We start from the raw sequence: 16883 nt of genomic DNA, 5'->3' as shown, positions 1-16883 counted from the left end.
AAAAAGCGGGAATAATGATACTTTTTACCGAAAACCATTTAATATTGGGGTTAATTACCACTGTTAATCAAAGCAAGTTACTCAGAACATATGTCATATTGGGGAAAAATCATTGGCGCCGTTATTGGAATGGCCATACTTAAATTGCCAGGAGCAATCATTGGGTTGATTGTTGGGCATATGTTTGACATCAATTACGCTAGGGATTTTTCACGGCAAGGTGGCTTTGCCCGATTTTTTAGCTCTAAAGAAACCATCCAGCAGCAGGCTGTATTTTTTCATGCCTTATTCTCTGCTCTCGGTCATGTCTGCAAAGCAGACGGTCAGGTCACACCCGAAGAAATCCAAGTTGCCTCGCGATTAATGGACGACATGAAACTTCACGGTGAATTGCGCAAGGAAGCTCAACAAGCATTTAGAGAAGGTAAAGCACGCGATTTCCCTCTCACTGAAATGCTGCTTACTTTCAAGCAAAATGCCCATGGCAGAAGAGACATCTTGCAGGTTTTTTTGGAAATATTGATAGCGGCGGCCTGCGCCGATGGGCGCCTCAGTACAGGTGAATTAAAAGTATTGCAAACCGTTGCAAGCAGTCTTGGGTTTAGCTCCGCAGATTTACAGTTTTTAATTACACGTTTTGAAGCTGGCGAGCGGTTTCGTCGTGGGTTTCATCAGCAGCGCTCAGGTCAGCGTCAACAGCAGTTTCATCAACACTATAGTTCAAAAACCGCTTTAGAAGACGCCTATAAAATATTAGGAGTAGGCGATAAAGACGATGATAAATCGATAAAGCGTGCCTACAAGAAGTTAATGTCTCAACACCACCCCGATAAGCTAGCCGCCAAAGGTCTGCCAGAGCAGGCGATGGAAATGGCCAATCAGCGCACGCAAGAAATTCAGTCGGCATATGAGCTGGTGAAAGAAAAGCGTGGCTTCTAAAGGCGCAAGGTCAAACATCAAAGAGCTGGCAACGTCGTCTGAAAAACGCAGGCTTTCGGAGTCTAACGCCAATGTTATCGAAGATTTCATTGAGATGCTTTGGCTAGAAAAGGGCTTGAGTCAGAATACCACTAGCGCCTATAAAACGGACTTGACGCAGTTTGCGCTTTTTACACAAGGAGCGCAGGCTGAAAACTTGCTAAGTGTAGACACACAAATGGTTTGTCAATATTTGTCAGAGCGTTTAGAAAGAGGATTCTCACAGCGCTCTACGGCGCGTTTTTTAAGCAGTACAAGAGCTTTTTATCGGCATCAAATAGTACGTAAAACCCTTGCTGTTAATCCGATTGATAATGTCAGCAATCCAAAGTTACCCAGCTATCTACCCGATACCTTATCGGAAAGTCAGGTAGATGCCTTGCTATCAGCTCCGCTCGAAGATGTTCCTATACAAATGAGAGACAAAGCCATGCTTGAATTACTTTATGCTACGGGCGTTAGAGTCAGCGAGCTGGTAAACCTGCAAATGCATGAACTTGGTATGCTGCAAGGTGTAATTCGAGTAACTGGTAAGGGTGGAAAAGAGCGCTTAGTCCCCATGGGTGAAAATGCCTCAGAGTGCGTGGCGCGATATTTAAAAACAGCGCGTCCAGAGTTAATGAAAAAACCCACTAATACCGTCTTTCCGAGTAACCGCGGGCTGACAATGACTAGGCAAACATTTTGGCACAGAATTAAACACTATGCGCAAGTTGCAGGCATAACCGTGCCGCTTTCTCCGCATACCTTAAGGCATGCATTTGCAACACACCTACTAAACCATGGTGCTGATTTACGAGTAGTGCAAATGCTTTTGGGGCACAGCGACCTGTCTACGACGCAAATATATACCCATGTCGCAACGGCACGTTTGCAAACCTTAGTTAAAGACCATCACCCCCGCGGTTAAGCGATGATGCTGCAAATAAATTGCACTTTTTAGCGAGCTCTGCCGTTAACTTGTCATAAGCTCGAGTAGATTAAGGGCTAAAAAGTTTAAACTTTTTCATCAAAAATACGTCTTTGTACGTATACTTGCGCAAATCATTGAAATTAACTTTGCATTTCCACGGTCTTATAATTCGGATATGCCTCACTTTGGAACTTTTGAATGACACACTCTTTTACCTTTCGATCGGCTGCGGCAGTAATAAGCGCATTTTTTTTACTTTTAGGTACCAGCGCAGTAAATGCTCAAGCTGCACTGACAGATAATGACGCCCTAGCTGCATCTTTAGGCGAAAAACTGCAGTTGCGCATCGACACTATTGCCGATTCTGCGGTACCTGGCTTGTTGGAGCTATATACAGACCGCGGTTTATTTTATGCAAGCGAAGACGGCGAGTATTTTCTTCAGGCGCGAGTTTACAAAGTAGGTAATGATATTGTAGATGTAACTGAGAACTCATTGAAAAAAATGCGTTTAGATGGGATTGGTCGGTTTAAAGACTCTGCGATTGAATTCAAAGCAAAAAATGAAAAATACGTAATCAATGTATTTACTGATGCGACCTGTGGCTATTGTAGAAAATTACATAATGAAATGGATCAGCTTAACGGTCTTGGCATTACGGTACGCTACCTTGCGTTTCCTCGCGCAGGCATCAACAGTGCGGTATATCAAGACGCGGTTTCGATTTGGTGCTCTGCAGACCCGCATGATGCCATAACAAAAGCAAAAGCTGGAGAGCAAGTGGCAAGTGCCACCTGCGAGAATGCAGTTGCTGAGCAGTATAACTTTGGTAAGCAAATAGGGGTAAACGGAACGCCAAACATAGTATTGGCCGACGGTACAGTTATACCTGGATATCAACCAGCACAGCAACTAGCCTTAATACTTGAGCAAAACGCTCAATAAACAAAGGCGCTAAACACAAACAAAAGCCGCTGCCTTGTTAGCGGCTTTTTGCTATCGCTCGAACAACATAACGTAAATTGGGATCTGCAGTGATTGAACTGAAAGGGTAGCAGGTGATCAAGGTTAAAACAGAAACATCGGTTGGTGCTAGCACTGCCACGTCGGTGTGTTTGATTACCGCATGCTCGGTTACTTCGTATAGGGTTTTCCCTAAAATGCTGTGGACTAAAATTGTATCACCAAGCGCTAAGTGCTGAAGCTCACGAAAATGGGTATCGCGATGACCCACAATAACTGTATTTCCATGCTCGTCTAAAGATGAACTAGCAGACATCAAAGTAGGCCCAAAGGCGAGGTTTCTGCCGCTTTCTCCAGCCAGCACAAACTGCTCTTGATTAAGGTATTGGAGTTTTCCCACTACCTCAGTATCAGCCCAAGGCCATGGCGCCCTTAAAATGCCGGTATGTTGAGACTCCTGCCAAGTATTGGCCATTAAGTGCTGAGCTAGCGCAGCCTTTAATTGAATGTATGTGCCTTTCATTAAAAATACTAAGCCAAGTATAAAAACAGTTAGGGCCAAAGCCTTGAATCGCTGCTTACCGGCTGGTTTTGACAGCAACTGCATTTATTTTCTGCCCCCTAGTACTAATATTAATAGCGCAAAGCTAGATAACCCGATACCCATAAATACATACAGTGTAGACATTGTGCTGGTTTGCGGCAGATGCATTTGTGTGGCGCTCCACTGTTTGTTGGTTAAGACATCGACCTGCTTTTTTTGAGCTAACATAGCTAAGAACTCAGGTGACGGTCGGCTTTGTTGTTCGTCTATGGCAATGAGACTTGTGAATTCGCTAACTAAGTGGTGCTTTAACGCAGTGTCGGTTATGGATCTTTGGGTAAACTGCTGCAAGGCTAAATAGTCCTCGCCAGCAGCATCGGTAGTATGCAAGTCGCGAGTGAGTTGCTGAATTTTATTGTAAGCCCAATGCTTGGCAATGCCGCCGCTTGAGTTGCTGCTTTTAGTGGGCAATTGGCTTTGCCAGAGCATTGGGCGCTGCTGATTTGTTTGAGCCGCTGCGTGCCATTGTGCTTGCAGAGTAAAGTTAGGGCTTTGCATGGTTTGCGCATCGACATTATGTTGTGCAACTCGATAAACCAAGGTGATGGGTTCGCCACTATAGATGTCGGGTACTTTGCTGGGATAAATTTCGAGCTCGGCAGTGCGATAAGCCGCATTCATTTTGACTTGAACATCGCTCAGAGCAGGGCGTTTAATCTTGGCAAGTAACTCAGACATTTTTACATTCACCTGTGATATATCGCCGATTAAAGTGAATGTGCCGCGCCCTGCAATGGCCGCCTCGCTCATAAAATAGGTATTTGGCGCGCTGCCAATGCCTATCGTAAATAGGCGTTGTTCTTGTAAGTTATTGCTAATCAGCTTGAGCAATTGCGCTTCGTTACTAACGCTGCCATCGGTAATAAATAGTATTTGCTGCAAAGGCTTTGACTCTGTTGGTGCAGCCTGCGCTGTGTTATTTAAACTAAATGCTAGATGTAGGGCCTCAGCGATTTCGGTGCCGCCGCTTGCTTGCAGGCTATTCACAAACTGGCTGGCGATAGCCTTGTTGGCGGAATTTGCGACTTGGGCGCTTGACCATAAATTTTGAGCGCCACTGTTAAATTCAATAACGTTGAAAGTGTCGTTATCTTGGAGTTCGGCAATGGCCGTCGTTAACGCCATTTTTGCTTGCTCGATAGCCTCTCCTACCATCGATCCGGAGGTATCTAATATAAACGTTAAGTCGCGCGCAACGGGCATCGCATCAGCCGCCGGTGGAATAATTTGAATTAGGCCATATTGATAGCCACCGCTATTTTGGCTTAAATGCGCAGCAATAGGCTTTGCCTGTTCTTTCATTTGCCATGTTAAAACAAACTCTTTATTAATGACGTTTTCCTCATCAAGAAACACCCGATATTTTTGTTCGGCATCAGTAGGCGCTTCGATATGCACTAAATGATGCTCGCTAGAGATATCGCTGAGTGCGACTCCCATATTGATGGCGACTTCAATGGATAGTTTTGAACCACTTGGCTGCGCTGCATGGTCAGCCTCATTTAACGCTGATTCTGAGACACCTTCGCTAGGGGTATAGCGCGGTGTAATGGCGCTTGGAATGCGCAGCTCATATTGACTATTGCGGGTGGTTACCTTGGCTTGAACATGCAACATCTGTTGATATTCGATGGTCACTATAATGTTGGCATTTGGCGCGACATTGGCAATTTTGTTTACAAACATATTGGGACGGAGCTGGCTCACTAAACTCGCGCTTTTGCCCGCGAGTTTAGCTGCTTCGAATGCTGCTTCTGCTTTCGCTTTTTCTTGTATTTTACCTTCGATTTTTCGCTCATCAATTTGCATGAGCATCGCATCGACGGCTGCATCTGCCGGAAGCGGAAACACATACACGCCGTTTTGCCACTCTTCACTTTCATTCCTAAAGGTCTGCGTAACTTTTGTACGCACGATGTTGCCTGTGACGGATACGTCAAACTTGCTTGCAAGTAATGGCGCAAAAAGATAAGACTGCGCTTGGTCCGCTTGATGCTCTAGCTCAATATAAAAGCTGCCGGTATCGCCCTGATAGATATTATTGGTAATGAGGGTTTGTGACACGCTAGTAAGAGACAAACTGTCTCCGCTATTAAATAGCGCATTGATTTGGCTGTTTGCGTTGCTCTGCTCTAGCACTGTAGAGCTATCGATGACTTGCAAGCCATTCACTCGATGATTGAAGAGGCCCTGCTCTGATGATGTCATTGCATGAATTAAGCTGATCACGCCAACTGCCGCAACGACCACCAGCACTTTGTAAAATTGTGTCACGATTACATTCCTTATTTTTCACGAACAAAAAGAGGTGATGGGCAACATGCTTCCCATCACCTGATAAAAACCACTATTGATTGGCTGCGGTCATTGCGGCTTGGTCGTTTAGCAATTTCAAAGTGACACGGCGATCAAAGAAAAGCGCTTCAGCCCGAACAAATGCAGGTTTTGTTTCATCTGAAGCGAGTTCGTCCGCCGCGGTATAAGCAATCTCACCTTGTCCTTGGGCAATAATTTGTTGAGGGCTAACGCGCTGCTGAATTAAAAAGTCTTTGACCGACTGAGCTCGTTGCTCCGATAAAATACGGTTGTACTGGGAGTCGCCCCTAGCATCTGCAAAGCCGCTCAAATGCACGCTTAAATTTGGATATTGATTGAGCAAACCGGCTAAGCTTTTTAATTGTGCTTTGAATGCGTCTTCGACCAAAAATGAGGCGGTCTTAAACTGAACGTTAGATTCGAGCGTGGGTAAATCACTCATCCACTCGGTGGCTACTTTTGTATCAATACTGGCTAAGTGAATCATTTGCGACTGTTCAAGCTGCGCATATTGTTGCTGTAAACTGGCAAACTCTTGTTCTTGTTTGCTGAGTTCACCACTCATATAGGCTAAAGAGGTTTCTTGAAATGTCAGTGCATTGTCTTGGTTGATATCGTTAGCCATGAAAAAGCCCAAAATACCACCGACAACACCGCCAAGCGGTCCGCCAAGCATGGCGCCAGCAACTGCACCTGAGCCCAATCCAAGCATTTCGTTTTGGGTTTTGCTTTCTTTTAATTCTTTTGTTTGCAGTTGTGCAGGACCTTTGATGGTTTGATTTGATGCGGTGGAAGCTTGCGCTTGATATGCGTGACTCAATGCGAATGCTAGGGTGCTTGCAATGATGATTTTTTTCATGTGTGGTTCCTTACTTATGTTCAATGTATTGGATGAATGAAAATCTTGGTGATTTCGAGATGCATTAAAACAAGCAAAAATGGCAATTAAGGCGCTCAAAGATGGCAATGTGGCGATCAATTGTGGCGAAAAAATGGAAATTTCCCCTGTGGGCTTTGCTTTAGTTAAAAATTCGATATAGTTGAAGCATGATTAATCATGACTACTTGAGAACGCTTAAAAGACATGCCTAAAACCATTGCTTTAGTCGAAGACGATTTAGCACTTCGTGAAAACTATATAGCGGCCTTGAGTAAGCAGGGTTATCTGGTGCGAGCCTTCGAGACTCGACCTCAGGCTGAGCAGGCGTTTTCTGAGCAATTACCCGACTTGGCGATTATTGACATAGGTTTAAAAGAGGAAATTGACGGCGGCTTTATGTTGTGTCAGCAACTGCGAGCTTTATCGAAAACGCTGCCGATTATATTTTTTACGGCAAGAGATAACGACTACGACACTATATGCGGACTGCGTATGGGAGCGGATGACTATCTCACCAAAGATATTAGCTTGCCGCACTTATTAGCGCGTATCGCCGCATTATTTAGGCGCAATGATCTATTGTCACAGCCTCAACAGCCCTCAGATGTTGTGCAAACCGGTAAGTTAGCCATGGATGCGAAACGCATGACAGTCAGGTGGGACGATAGTCCAGTAGAGTTAACGGTGACAGAATTTTGGATGCTCTATGCCATTGCAAAACATGCTGGACATGTAAAGAGTCGCCAGCAATTGATGGACGAATCAAAAATGGTGGTAGATGACACCACCATTACTTCGCATGTTAAGCGGATCCGTAAGAAATTTTTGCAGCTTGATGCTGCGTTTGATTGTGTCGAAACGGTTTATGGCATGGGCTATCGCTGGAAGTCGCAACAATGAAAAGGTGGGGCTTGGGATTACGTAGTAAGCTGCTGTTGTTTTCATCCTTTTTATTCGTGATCCCTTATTTAAGCTACCAATTTGTGTGGGAGCTTGAAACTTACCTGCGTATCGGTCAAGAGCAAACCCTTGTTGGTACTGCTCGAGCGGTGGCAACAGCATTGCATGAGCGTCCCGCATTGTTTGATAATCAATCAGCATTTTTGGCCAATGTGCGCCCCGGTAAAGATTTATATGCACATCGTATTGTGTACCCTATTCAATTAGACGGTCGTTTGTCAGACTGGCAAGACTACCAAGAGCTAGCCATTGAATATGGCGCTGCCAATCTCATTGAGCAATCAAAGGTCTATCGTCCCGACAGCCTCAGATTTACGCATATGGTTGGGCAATATGATAAATTTTTATATGCAATGTTTTCGGTGCAGGATGACCAAGTGCTATATCGACCTGAAAACGCCCTACGTATTGATCGCAACGATTTTGTGCAAATTGCACTGACCCAAGCAGATGGGCAATTTAAACGCTTTGTTATTGCGCCGTTTCAAGCAGGTTGGGTAAATGCGTTTATTTTGGACGACAACACCGAAGCCATTTCGCCCGTTGGGGTCGAAACGCGCATTCAAGGTCAGTGGCGCAGTACCGATGTGGGATATGACCTGGAGCTAAGATTTCCACTGAGTATGCTTTCGAGCAATATTGCGTTTGCGGTAACCGATGTAGACGACCCGCAAAGCCGTGAAGTGAATTATGTGATGGGCACAGCCAACCCCACTAAGTCAGATGATTTGGGGACGGTATTAGTGCCTTCTCCTGAAATCGAGCGCATTATCAAAGGACTTAAATATTCCAGTGCCAGGGTGTGGGTGGTCGACAATCACATGCGGGTACTAGCGCGCTCAGGCGATATTCAAAACGCTGGTGGCGTGAGTAATACCAGCGACTATAATGCGAGTGAAGACTCACTATGGCAGCGCTTTGAAACGAAGGTTCTACTGCCTCTATACTACAAAATATTGACCAAGCCTCCCAGCGAATTTATTGACGAGCTCTCTGATGCCTTTGCGCTGCAGGGTAAAGATATTGCTAATGCGTTGTCGGGCCGACCCGATACATTGTGGCGCTTAAGCCCCGACAATAAGGCGGTCATACTGTCGGCTGCTCACCCTATTTTTATCGACAGTGAGGTAATGGGAGCGGTGGTCGTTGAACAGACCACGAACGGCATCCGCACATTAAGAAATCAAGCATTAGAAAAGCAGTTCAATTTTATTTTGGCGGTGATGCTACTGGGCATTGCATCCTTATTCCTCATTGCCTCACGTATCTCCAATCGTATTCGGCGGCTAAGAGACGATACTGAAAACGCGATTGATGTAAATGGTAAAATTGTGGGGCAGATTAGCGCATCTCATTCAGCCGACGAAATTGGCGATCTCTCAAGAAGTTTCTTTCAGGTGCTCGGCAAGCTATCTCAATATAATCATTATCTAGAAAATATGGCCTCGCGCTTGTCTCATGAGCTGCGCACCCCGGTGGCGGTGGTCAATTCGTCTCTCGATAACTTAATGCTAGATCCCGATGCCGCCGACCGCCATATTTATGTAGAGCGGGCGAAGCAGGGGATTTCTCGCCTCAGCAAAATATTAAACAGTATGAGTGAGGCAACTCGATTAGAAGAGGCAATCAGGCGCACCGATAAAGAAACCTTTGTATTGCACGAAGTGCTTAGCGGTTGTATTGATGGTTATAAGATGGCCTTTGTGGAGCAGCAAATTAGTTTGGACAATAAACTGCCCAACGCGGTTTTGCATGGCGCGCCAGAGCTGTTTGCACAAATGCTCGACAAAGTACTTACCAATGCCATCGAATTTAGCGAGGTCAATCAACCAATATTAGTCAGAGTATTTGAAAAAGACAAACGCGTAGTGCTTACTGTGACTAACCGAGGAGCTTTGCTGCCTAATGACATGCAAAACCAATTGCTTGAATCCATGATTTCGGTGCGTTCAAACTCTGCAGATGATGCTTCGCACCTTGGTTTAGGACTATTTATTGCGAAGATGATTGTTGAGTTTCATCGCGGTACTTTACACATCGACAATTTGCCAGACCACACCGGCGTTGTGGTTTTAATGTCGTTCAAGCACAATGAAGTCTAGATGGTGAGTTAGCATATGCTTGCAGCTAATAATATGAGTCATCTTTATTCTAATAAAAATATTAAAAAGGATGCTTTGCGCCTATGGCTTTTTCTATCCTCGTAGTTTCGATTCTTCTGAATATTTTAGTGGCCATTGCTGCCTATTTCCATAGCCCCTTATTGTGGCTTGGTTTAGTTACCGTGCCTTTGCTTCTGCTTGTGATCCACGATATGAAACAAACCAAGCATGCATTATGGCGCAACTTTCCAGTGTTGGCCCGTGGACGATGGTTTATGGAAGAAATCCGTCCTTTTGTGCAGCAGTATTTGGTCGAATCTGACACTGGCGGGGCGCCCATCAATAGGATGTTTCGTAACATCGTATATCAGCGCGCAAAAAATAATCGCGACACCGTTCCTTTTGGTACCCAAGTAGATACATACAAAACAGGCTATGAGTGGATAGGCCATTCTATTTCAGCGCTCAACGTTGAAGACATTGATTGCCAGCCTCGAATAAAGGTAGGCGGTAAGCGCTGCACTCAACCTTACGAAGCAAGCATTCTTAATATTTCAGCCATGAGTTTTGGTTCACTGAGTCAAAATGCGTTGCTGGCTTTAAACAAAGGGGCCAGTTTAGGAAATTTCTATCACAACACAGGAGAGGGGGGGATCAGCCCTTACCATAAAGCAAATGGAGGGGATTTGGTTTGGCAGGTCGGTACAGGGTATTTTGGCTGTAGAACACCCGATGGACATTTTGATGCGGAAAAATTTAAAAAAGCCGCTAGCGATCCACAGGTGAAAATGATCGAGATAAAGCTATCTCAAGGTGCAAAACCCGGTCATGGAGGCATACTGCCTGCCAGTAAAAACACCATTGAAATTGCTGAAATTAGGGGGGTGGAACCGGGCACTGAGGTAGATTCTCCGCCATTTCATTCTGCCTTTAAAACACCCATTGAGCTTATTGAGTTTATTGCACAACTGCGCAAACTCTCGGGGGGTAAGCCTATTGGGTTTAAACTCGCAATCGGCAGAAAGAGTGAGTTTATGGCAATTTGTAAAGCCATGCTTCAGTTGGACGATGGACCTGATTTTATCACCGTGGATGGCGGTGAAGGCGGCACGGGCGCAGCGCCTTTGGAGTATTCAAACTCTATTGGCTCGCCCCTTCGCGAGGCTTTATCGTTTGTCGATGACGCCTTAACAGGGTTTGGACTGCGCAAAGATATAAAGCTGATAGCCAGCGGCAAGATTATTTCAGGTTTTCATTTGGTTAAAAATTTAGCCATTGGCGCGGATATTTGCAACAGCGCTCGCGGCATGATGTTGGCCCTAGGCTGCGTTCAATCGCTCAGCTGTAATACTAATCGCTGCCCAACGGGGGTCGCCACCCAAGACCCTAAGCTTTCGAAAGGCTTGGTACCTGAAGAGAAGTCTGAAAGGGTATATAACTTTCAACAAAAAACCGTGCACGCGGCGGTTGATATCATGTCGTCGGCGGGCATTCAATCCCCTCACGAGGTGAATCGAACGCATATTTTTAGGCGCGTTAGCCAAGAACAAGTAAAGCGCTATGACCAAGTATTCCCCTTGGTAAAACCAGGTGCGTTTGTGAGCGGCGATATTCCTGAGCGCTACCGCTTAGACGTCGCAGAATCATCAGCAGCGACTTTCAAGCCGGTGACACAGCTTACTGAAATAGAAAATAAAACAGAGGCGCTGAGCGCGAGCTAGGAGAGTGGCTGAAAATTCCGCTTTGTTGGTCGATGACGCCCTATTTAGCTAGCCTATTGGTCAGTGAGTATTGAGCTTAACCCATCTCACTTTGCCGATGTATCAGTCGCTCCGCCATATCGAGATTTTTTGACACATTTACTCTTGCGACCCATTGATTCTATCGGCAAACTAGCGGCATATGGTGCATATTGCCTGTTCGATCTAACATTAAAATTCATAACCCAGTTCATTTGAAATGCAGTTTGCATTACTTCTTAGCAGAGTATGTAGTAAGTATGCGTTGATAATCTTCACTTGCGAGCAGTTTATCTATGGAGGACTGCAAGCGAATAATGGTGTCTAATGAAACATTTAAAGATAACGCTAAATATCCATCGTTTGAAAAAATCAAGATAGGCGTTCGCTGAATTTCAGTTGGACGTTCTAAGTTATTCATAAAGTAAGGGTTTTCTGAGGACGCTATTAAATGCACCCGGCCACGCAGCAGTAAATCAACACATTGTGTATAAGAGTTAGCCAATATCAAATTGCTAAACCCTTTACTCTGAAGCACCGTTTGATGTATGTTTCCATTCAGCACGCAAACGCTATCCACTTTCTTCGCATCATCAAAATCCCTTAGACTTTGAGGGCGCGCTATTGCTTCATAAAAGTAGGAGCGGTATCTGCGCATGGGACCTATCCATTGCACGCTATCATTGCGCTCTTTGGTTCTTAAAATATTAAAGACCGCGATATTATCTTCCGACTGAAGCTTTCTTAGCGCCCGAGCAAAAGGCAGAACCTGTATATTATTTTTTAGATTTAAGTCCTTAATAATCCAGCGAATTATCTCCACATCCAAGGCTCGTCGTCCGCCCTTAGGTACCCCTACTAACTCACCATGCGCATTTGTTTGCACGGCTTCTTGTATTGAATGGGTATAAAACTGTAAATTTACATCATCACTAGCAAATACCGCTTTAGCCGCAGTCTGTGACGAAATAAACAAAATACATAAAGCAAGACGATTGAAAAAAAGCAAAGTCACCCCTCGGTATACATGCCGCTTACGTTAATTATTGCTTGAACTTATACATAAATACCATGTGCTTGAGCTCAAACTCAGCGATAAGTCTAGTTGCGCATGAAGCAGGTCATTCGCCTGACGAATATGGCTGCTTGCAACCGACTAGCCTCTGTGAGACATGTCTTTTAGATTGGGCTGATGTTGATTGAGGCTGGAATTTGCTGGTTTTTGTTGAAATGCCTACCATCAATTACGCAAACGTCTAGACTGTGAGTATAAAAATTTCGAGAGTTGAGCGGGTGGCCCTACCACGCAATAGTGTATCGTTTAGCACAGTGTGTTGACTTGCCGTTTAAGCGCCAAAACTGCAGTCGCGTTTAAGGCTTTGTGTATCGGATAATCAACTCACAATCTTTGCCTGATATGGCTTATCAGATTGATTGTTTTCTTGATTAACTCTCGGTTGGTTGGCCGGGATTGTGCCAGCAGATGCCTTTAGTGTGCACTCTGGCTTCAACGAAACCATGACCGGTGAAGATATTTTAGAGAGTATTTTGCATACCGAGTTGCGAGTCGCTATCTCTAGACCCGAAGAATTTATTGAAATAATATTCCAACAACATATGCAAAAATCATAAAACATTTAACGCATTCGCAAGGAGAATCAATAATGGCTGACGACGGCAGCGCAAAATCGCAATCACTATGGCCAATGCCAAAATTTTATTTTCAAGTGAAGTGGGATTCAAAAGTAATGTCTTTTCAAGAAGTATCGGGATTAGATGCTGAGTCACAGACAATTGAGTATCGAGCAGACAACAGTAACATGTTTTCGACGGTTAAAATGCCCGGTATTCAAACATCTGGCAATGTGACGATGAAAAAAGGCGTTTGTAAATCAGATGACAAGTTTTGGGACTGGTTTAGCCAAATCAAGATGAACACCATAAAACGCTTACCCATGACGATTAGTTTGCTTGATGAAACGGGTGCTCCAACCATGGTGTGGAAGCTTGTTAACGCATGGCCAACCAAAATCACAGGAACCGATTTAAAATCCGATGGCAATGAAGTGGCAATTGAAAGTATTGAAATTGCTCATGAAGGTTTAACCATCGAAAACAGCAACTAAAGAAGAAGGCCCTTATTAGCCAATTGACCTAAGTCCCTTGTAAATTGCAAACAGGTTACCTGAGTTATTATCAATGCTTGCCCTAGGTTCAGACACTAAAATACGGTAATCTAATAGCAACTAGACATGAGCGACAAAACCACTGTGCAAATCCAATATCGTGACGTAGTTTGTGAACAAGCCATTGACTCAACATTGCCGCCACTTTTAGATAAAATTTTGCGGCATCGAGGGGTATCTGACGTCAGCGAGGTCAGCACCAAAGCATCGCAACTGCTGCATTATCAGTCCTTAAAGGGTATCGATGCCGCAGCAGCGGTCATAAGCGACGCAATAACCGGGCAAAAGAACATTTGCATTGTTGGCGATTTTGATGCCGACGGAGCCACCAGTACCGCTCTGTGCATGCTTAGCCTGCGAGATTTTGGTCATGCTCAAGTTCAATTTATTGTGCCCAATCGCTTTGATTTTGGTTATGGCCTGACTCCTCCGGTTGTGCAAATGGCGCATGAGCAAGGCGCAAATCTCATTATCACAGTAGATAACGGTATTTCGAGCATAGACGGCGTGGCGCTCGCCAACTCGCTGGGAATGCAGGTGGTGATCACTGATCATCATTTGGCAGGTCAAGATTTGCCTGCCGCCGCTGCCATTGTCAACCCCAATCAACCGGGCTGCGAGTTCCCGTCTAAACATCTTGCGGGAGTGGGCGTCGCATTTTATGTGATGTCAGCGGTTAAGGCTTTACTCACCAGTAAGGACTATTTTACCGATAGGACGATTACAGCGCCCAATTTAGCTAAATACTTAGATATTGTAGCGCTGGGTACAGTGGCTGACGTTGTGCCTCTTGACCAAAATAATCGTATTTTGGTGCATCAAGGTGTCGCGAGAATTCGCGCTCGCAAAACCAGAGTGGGCATTTTGGCCATGCTCGATATCGCTAGCCGCGACCCTGCGCGCATCGCCTCTTCAGATCTAGGCTTTGTGTTAGGTCCGCGTTTAAATGCAGCCGGTCGTTTGCAAGATATGTCGGTAGGCATTCATTGCTTGATGACTGAAAACAACGAAGATGCGTATAAAATTGCGGCGCAGTTAGATGCCTTGAACAGAGAGCGGCGCAGCATCGAACAAGACATGCAGCAAGCCGCGGAGCTTGCATTAGCCGATTTAGAACTTTCTGATAGTGATATGCCCTCCGGCATTATTTTATATGATGAAGATTACCATCAAGGGGTCGTGGGGATCCTCGCAGGTCGCATCAAAGAAAAGTACTATAAACCCACCATTGCCTTTGCCAATGAAGACGAAGTGTCGATAAAAGGCTCCGCTAGGTCTATCCCTGGCGTGCATATTCGAGATGTATTGGAGCGTATTCATACTCAGTATCCGCTTATGATTAAGAAGTTTGGTGGGCATGCAATGGCGGCCGGCTTGTCTTTGCATAAAACCCATTTAGCCGAATTTAAAGCCGCTTTTGAGCAAGAAGTCGCGATTGCGAGTAAACATCTTCCAAAAGCACAAACGCTGCTGTCTGATGGCTCTTTAGACACCAAAGATATGATTTTAGAAACCGCCGAATTGTTGAAAATGTCGATCCCTTGGGGACAACAGTTTGAAGAGCCCTTGTTTGACGATGAGTTTACCTTAGTTAGCCATCGTATTGTTGGCGAGAAGCATTTGAAAATGGTGGTGCAAAAACAGCAGCAGGTATTTGATGCGATTGCCTTTAATATCGATCCAGAAGAATGGCCCAACCCAGAGGTGAGCAAAGTGCATTTAGCCTACCGGCTTGATGTGAACGAATTTCGTGGGCAGGTGAATGTGCAGTTAATGGTTTCTTGCATAGATGTGATTGGGTAATGTTTATGAGTATTGTTTATAGGCAATGTCTATTTGTAATGTCCACAGGTAATGTCTATGGCCGGTAAACGAATACTTATAGAGTTTTATGAGCAAGCTTGAAGCGACAGGTTATGTGATACACCGCCGGCCATATCGTGAAACCAGCCTGATTGTAGATTTTTTTACGCGTCAGTATGGACGCATTAGCGCAGTGGCAAAAGGCGCTAGAGGGGCCAGTAAATCTGACCGAAAAAGCTTGATCCAACCTTTGCAGTTGCTTTCGTTTGAGCTAAGTGGTCGCAGTCAACTCAAAAACTTAGGCATTGCCGAGGCTTTGCAAAGCTCGCTGAATTTAAAGGGTACAAGTTTGTACAGTGCCTTTTACCTAAATGAACTGCTGATGCGAGCAATCCCTGAAACTGAGCCTATGAGTATGCTATTTGAACAATATCAACGGACCCTCACAGCCCTTGAAAGAGTCTCAAACGACAATACAGCTGCAGAAATTAACGCAAACTCAATTCCTACAGGCGATGTGGAGCCTATTCTTCGAGAGTTTGAGCTTTTGTTACTGCAAGAGCTAGGGTACTTACCCGACTTTAACTATACCGCTGATACGGGTGAACAAATTATAGCCGACTTAAGCTACAGCTTTGTCTCTGAACAAGGTTTTATCGCCTGCTCGGCTAAGCAAGCCTATGCATTGAGCGGACGAGATATTATTTCGATTGCACAAAAAGATTTTTCGCCGAGCGCAAGAAGAGCCGCTAAGTATATTTGCAGACAGGCTTTTTTGCCTATTATTGGCGATAAACCACTAAAGTCGCGAGAGCTTTTTATCTCAAGATAGTGCTGGTTACATGTTTAGCTAGTCACAAATTATCTATTTACTCCTACTGCCTGCTGTGGAATCGAGCTAGTGTTGATGCAGCAACTCGCAAATGTTAAGCCGAGTCCCAGTGTTAGCAACAAAGGTAATGCAGATGCCTTGTTGAGTGATGTAATGTTATAAAGGCTATTTGCATTCTAGGGTTGGAAATTACAATTTCTGATAATTTGGAAAAACTTCTGTTTTGTGCAAAATTAGGTAGGTTTGCAATGGGCAGATTGCCACTATTGAGTTTTTACTGAAAATGACCGCAATGCCCTCGATAACTGGCCATATTGGATTTTTGAGTTGTCACTCCCTGGAGCGGACGTTCAAGGTAAAACGGCAATACTACACACCCCAAAATCAGGCTGATTGTTCAGTCGTTTTCTGAGCGCTTGTTTGACATCCTAGAATACCACGATTTAAGGATGAAAGATTTTTCTGTCAATACAGCAAGAACAAAAGTACAAACGACATCGCCCTGAAACTACCTTACTGTATCAATTGGTAGAACGTTTCTATCCAGAGTTTACCGACAGCTTAGCAGAGCAAGGAAAATACTTACCCAAATATGTTGAACGTGAGT

At 44.7% G+C, this 16883-nt stretch carries 14 protein-coding genes; 10 read left to right on the top strand and 4 right to left on the bottom strand.

All coding sequences use genetic code 11. The annotated features are described in order from the left end of the window. The first annotated feature begins 90 nt into the window (after positions 1-90). From djlA to dsbC, 3 genes are all read left to right on the top strand, one after another. The gene (gene djlA, locus AB9H30_RS15855) at positions 91-939 is read left to right on the top strand and encodes a co-chaperone DjlA (protein ID WP_371195687.1); all 849 of its coding nucleotides are present in this window, start codon (positions 91-93) and stop codon (positions 937-939) included. A gap of 25 nt (positions 940-964) precedes the next feature. Next, a complete protein-coding gene (xerD, locus tag AB9H30_RS15850) occupies positions 965-1888 on the top strand; it encodes a site-specific tyrosine recombinase XerD (protein ID WP_371195746.1) in 924 nt (307 codons plus the stop codon). Between the two features lie 201 nt (positions 1889-2089). After that, a complete protein-coding gene (dsbC, locus tag AB9H30_RS15845; RefSeq protein ID WP_371195685.1) occupies positions 2090-2836 on the top strand; it encodes a bifunctional protein-disulfide isomerase/oxidoreductase DsbC in 747 nt (248 codons plus the stop codon). Positions 2837-2873: 37 nt separating this feature from the next. Here the strand turns inward: dsbC and AB9H30_RS15840 are convergent, their stop codons facing one another. The 3 genes from AB9H30_RS15840 to pdsO form a co-directional block, all read right to left on the bottom strand. Then, positions 2874-3461 (bottom strand): class GN sortase, encoded by a 588-nt coding sequence (locus AB9H30_RS15840; RefSeq protein WP_371195683.1) that lies wholly within the window; start codon positions 3459-3461, stop codon positions 2874-2876. Continuing rightward, positions 3462-5732, bottom strand: a complete 2271-nt coding sequence (locus tag AB9H30_RS15835; RefSeq protein ID WP_371195682.1) for a marine proteobacterial sortase target protein — start codon at positions 5730-5732, stop codon at positions 3462-3464. A gap of 73 nt (positions 5733-5805) precedes the next feature. Further along, positions 5806-6633, bottom strand: coding sequence for a sortase-associated OmpA-like protein PdsO (gene pdsO, locus AB9H30_RS15830; protein WP_371195681.1), 828 nt, complete (start codon positions 6631-6633; stop codon positions 5806-5808). A gap of 225 nt (positions 6634-6858) precedes the next feature. On the opposite strand from pdsO, the gene pdsR reads away from it, so the two are divergent. From pdsR to AB9H30_RS15815, 3 genes are all read left to right on the top strand, one after another. After that, positions 6859-7554: a proteobacterial dedicated sortase system response regulator gene (pdsR, locus tag AB9H30_RS15825; RefSeq protein WP_371195679.1), complete on the top strand. Its 696-nt coding sequence runs from the start codon at positions 6859-6861 to the stop codon at positions 7552-7554. Beyond that, entirely contained in the window at positions 7551-9716 is a 2166-nt protein-coding gene (pdsS, locus tag AB9H30_RS15820) for a proteobacterial dedicated sortase system histidine kinase (RefSeq protein ID WP_371195678.1), read from the top strand. The genes pdsR and pdsS overlap by 4 nt, the downstream gene beginning before the upstream one ends. 83 nt (positions 9717-9799) lie before the next feature. Next, positions 9800-11437: an FMN-binding glutamate synthase family protein gene (locus AB9H30_RS15815; RefSeq protein WP_371195676.1), complete on the top strand. Its 1638-nt coding sequence runs from the start codon at positions 9800-9802 to the stop codon at positions 11435-11437. Positions 11438-11687: 250 nt separating this feature from the next. Here AB9H30_RS15815 and AB9H30_RS15810 read toward each other — a convergent pair whose 3' ends face one another. Continuing rightward, entirely contained in the window at positions 11688-12464 is a 777-nt protein-coding gene (locus tag AB9H30_RS15810) for a substrate-binding periplasmic protein (RefSeq protein WP_371195675.1), read from the bottom strand. A gap of 464 nt (positions 12465-12928) precedes the next feature. Here AB9H30_RS15810 and AB9H30_RS15805 point away from each other — a divergent pair, with 464 nt between their 5' ends. The 4 genes from AB9H30_RS15805 (at position 12929) to recO (ending at position 16276) form a co-directional block, all read left to right on the top strand. Beyond that, complete coding sequence (locus AB9H30_RS15805) at positions 12929-13087, top strand: hypothetical protein (protein WP_371195674.1); 159 nt, start codon at positions 12929-12931, stop codon at positions 13085-13087. 32 nt (positions 13088-13119) lie between these two features. Then, complete coding sequence (locus AB9H30_RS15800) at positions 13120-13581, top strand: phage tail protein (RefSeq protein ID WP_371195673.1); 462 nt, start codon at positions 13120-13122, stop codon at positions 13579-13581. A gap of 126 nt (positions 13582-13707) precedes the next feature. Then, the gene (gene recJ / locus AB9H30_RS15795) at positions 13708-15444 is read left to right on the top strand and encodes a single-stranded-DNA-specific exonuclease RecJ (RefSeq protein WP_371195671.1); all 1737 of its coding nucleotides are present in this window, start codon (positions 13708-13710) and stop codon (positions 15442-15444) included. Between the two features lie 88 nt (positions 15445-15532). Beyond that, on the top strand, positions 15533-16276 hold the full coding sequence (gene recO / locus AB9H30_RS15790; protein ID WP_371195670.1) for a DNA repair protein RecO: 744 nt from the start codon (positions 15533-15535) through the stop codon (positions 16274-16276). Positions 16277-16883 lie beyond the last annotated feature (607 nt).

The organism is Glaciecola sp. SC05, assembly GCF_041380235.1.
In the GTDB taxonomy this organism is placed as follows: domain Bacteria; phylum Pseudomonadota; class Gammaproteobacteria; order Enterobacterales; family Alteromonadaceae; genus Glaciecola.
Note: the sequence above shows the minus strand (reverse complement) of the source record. Positions and strands in the feature narration are given on the sequence as shown.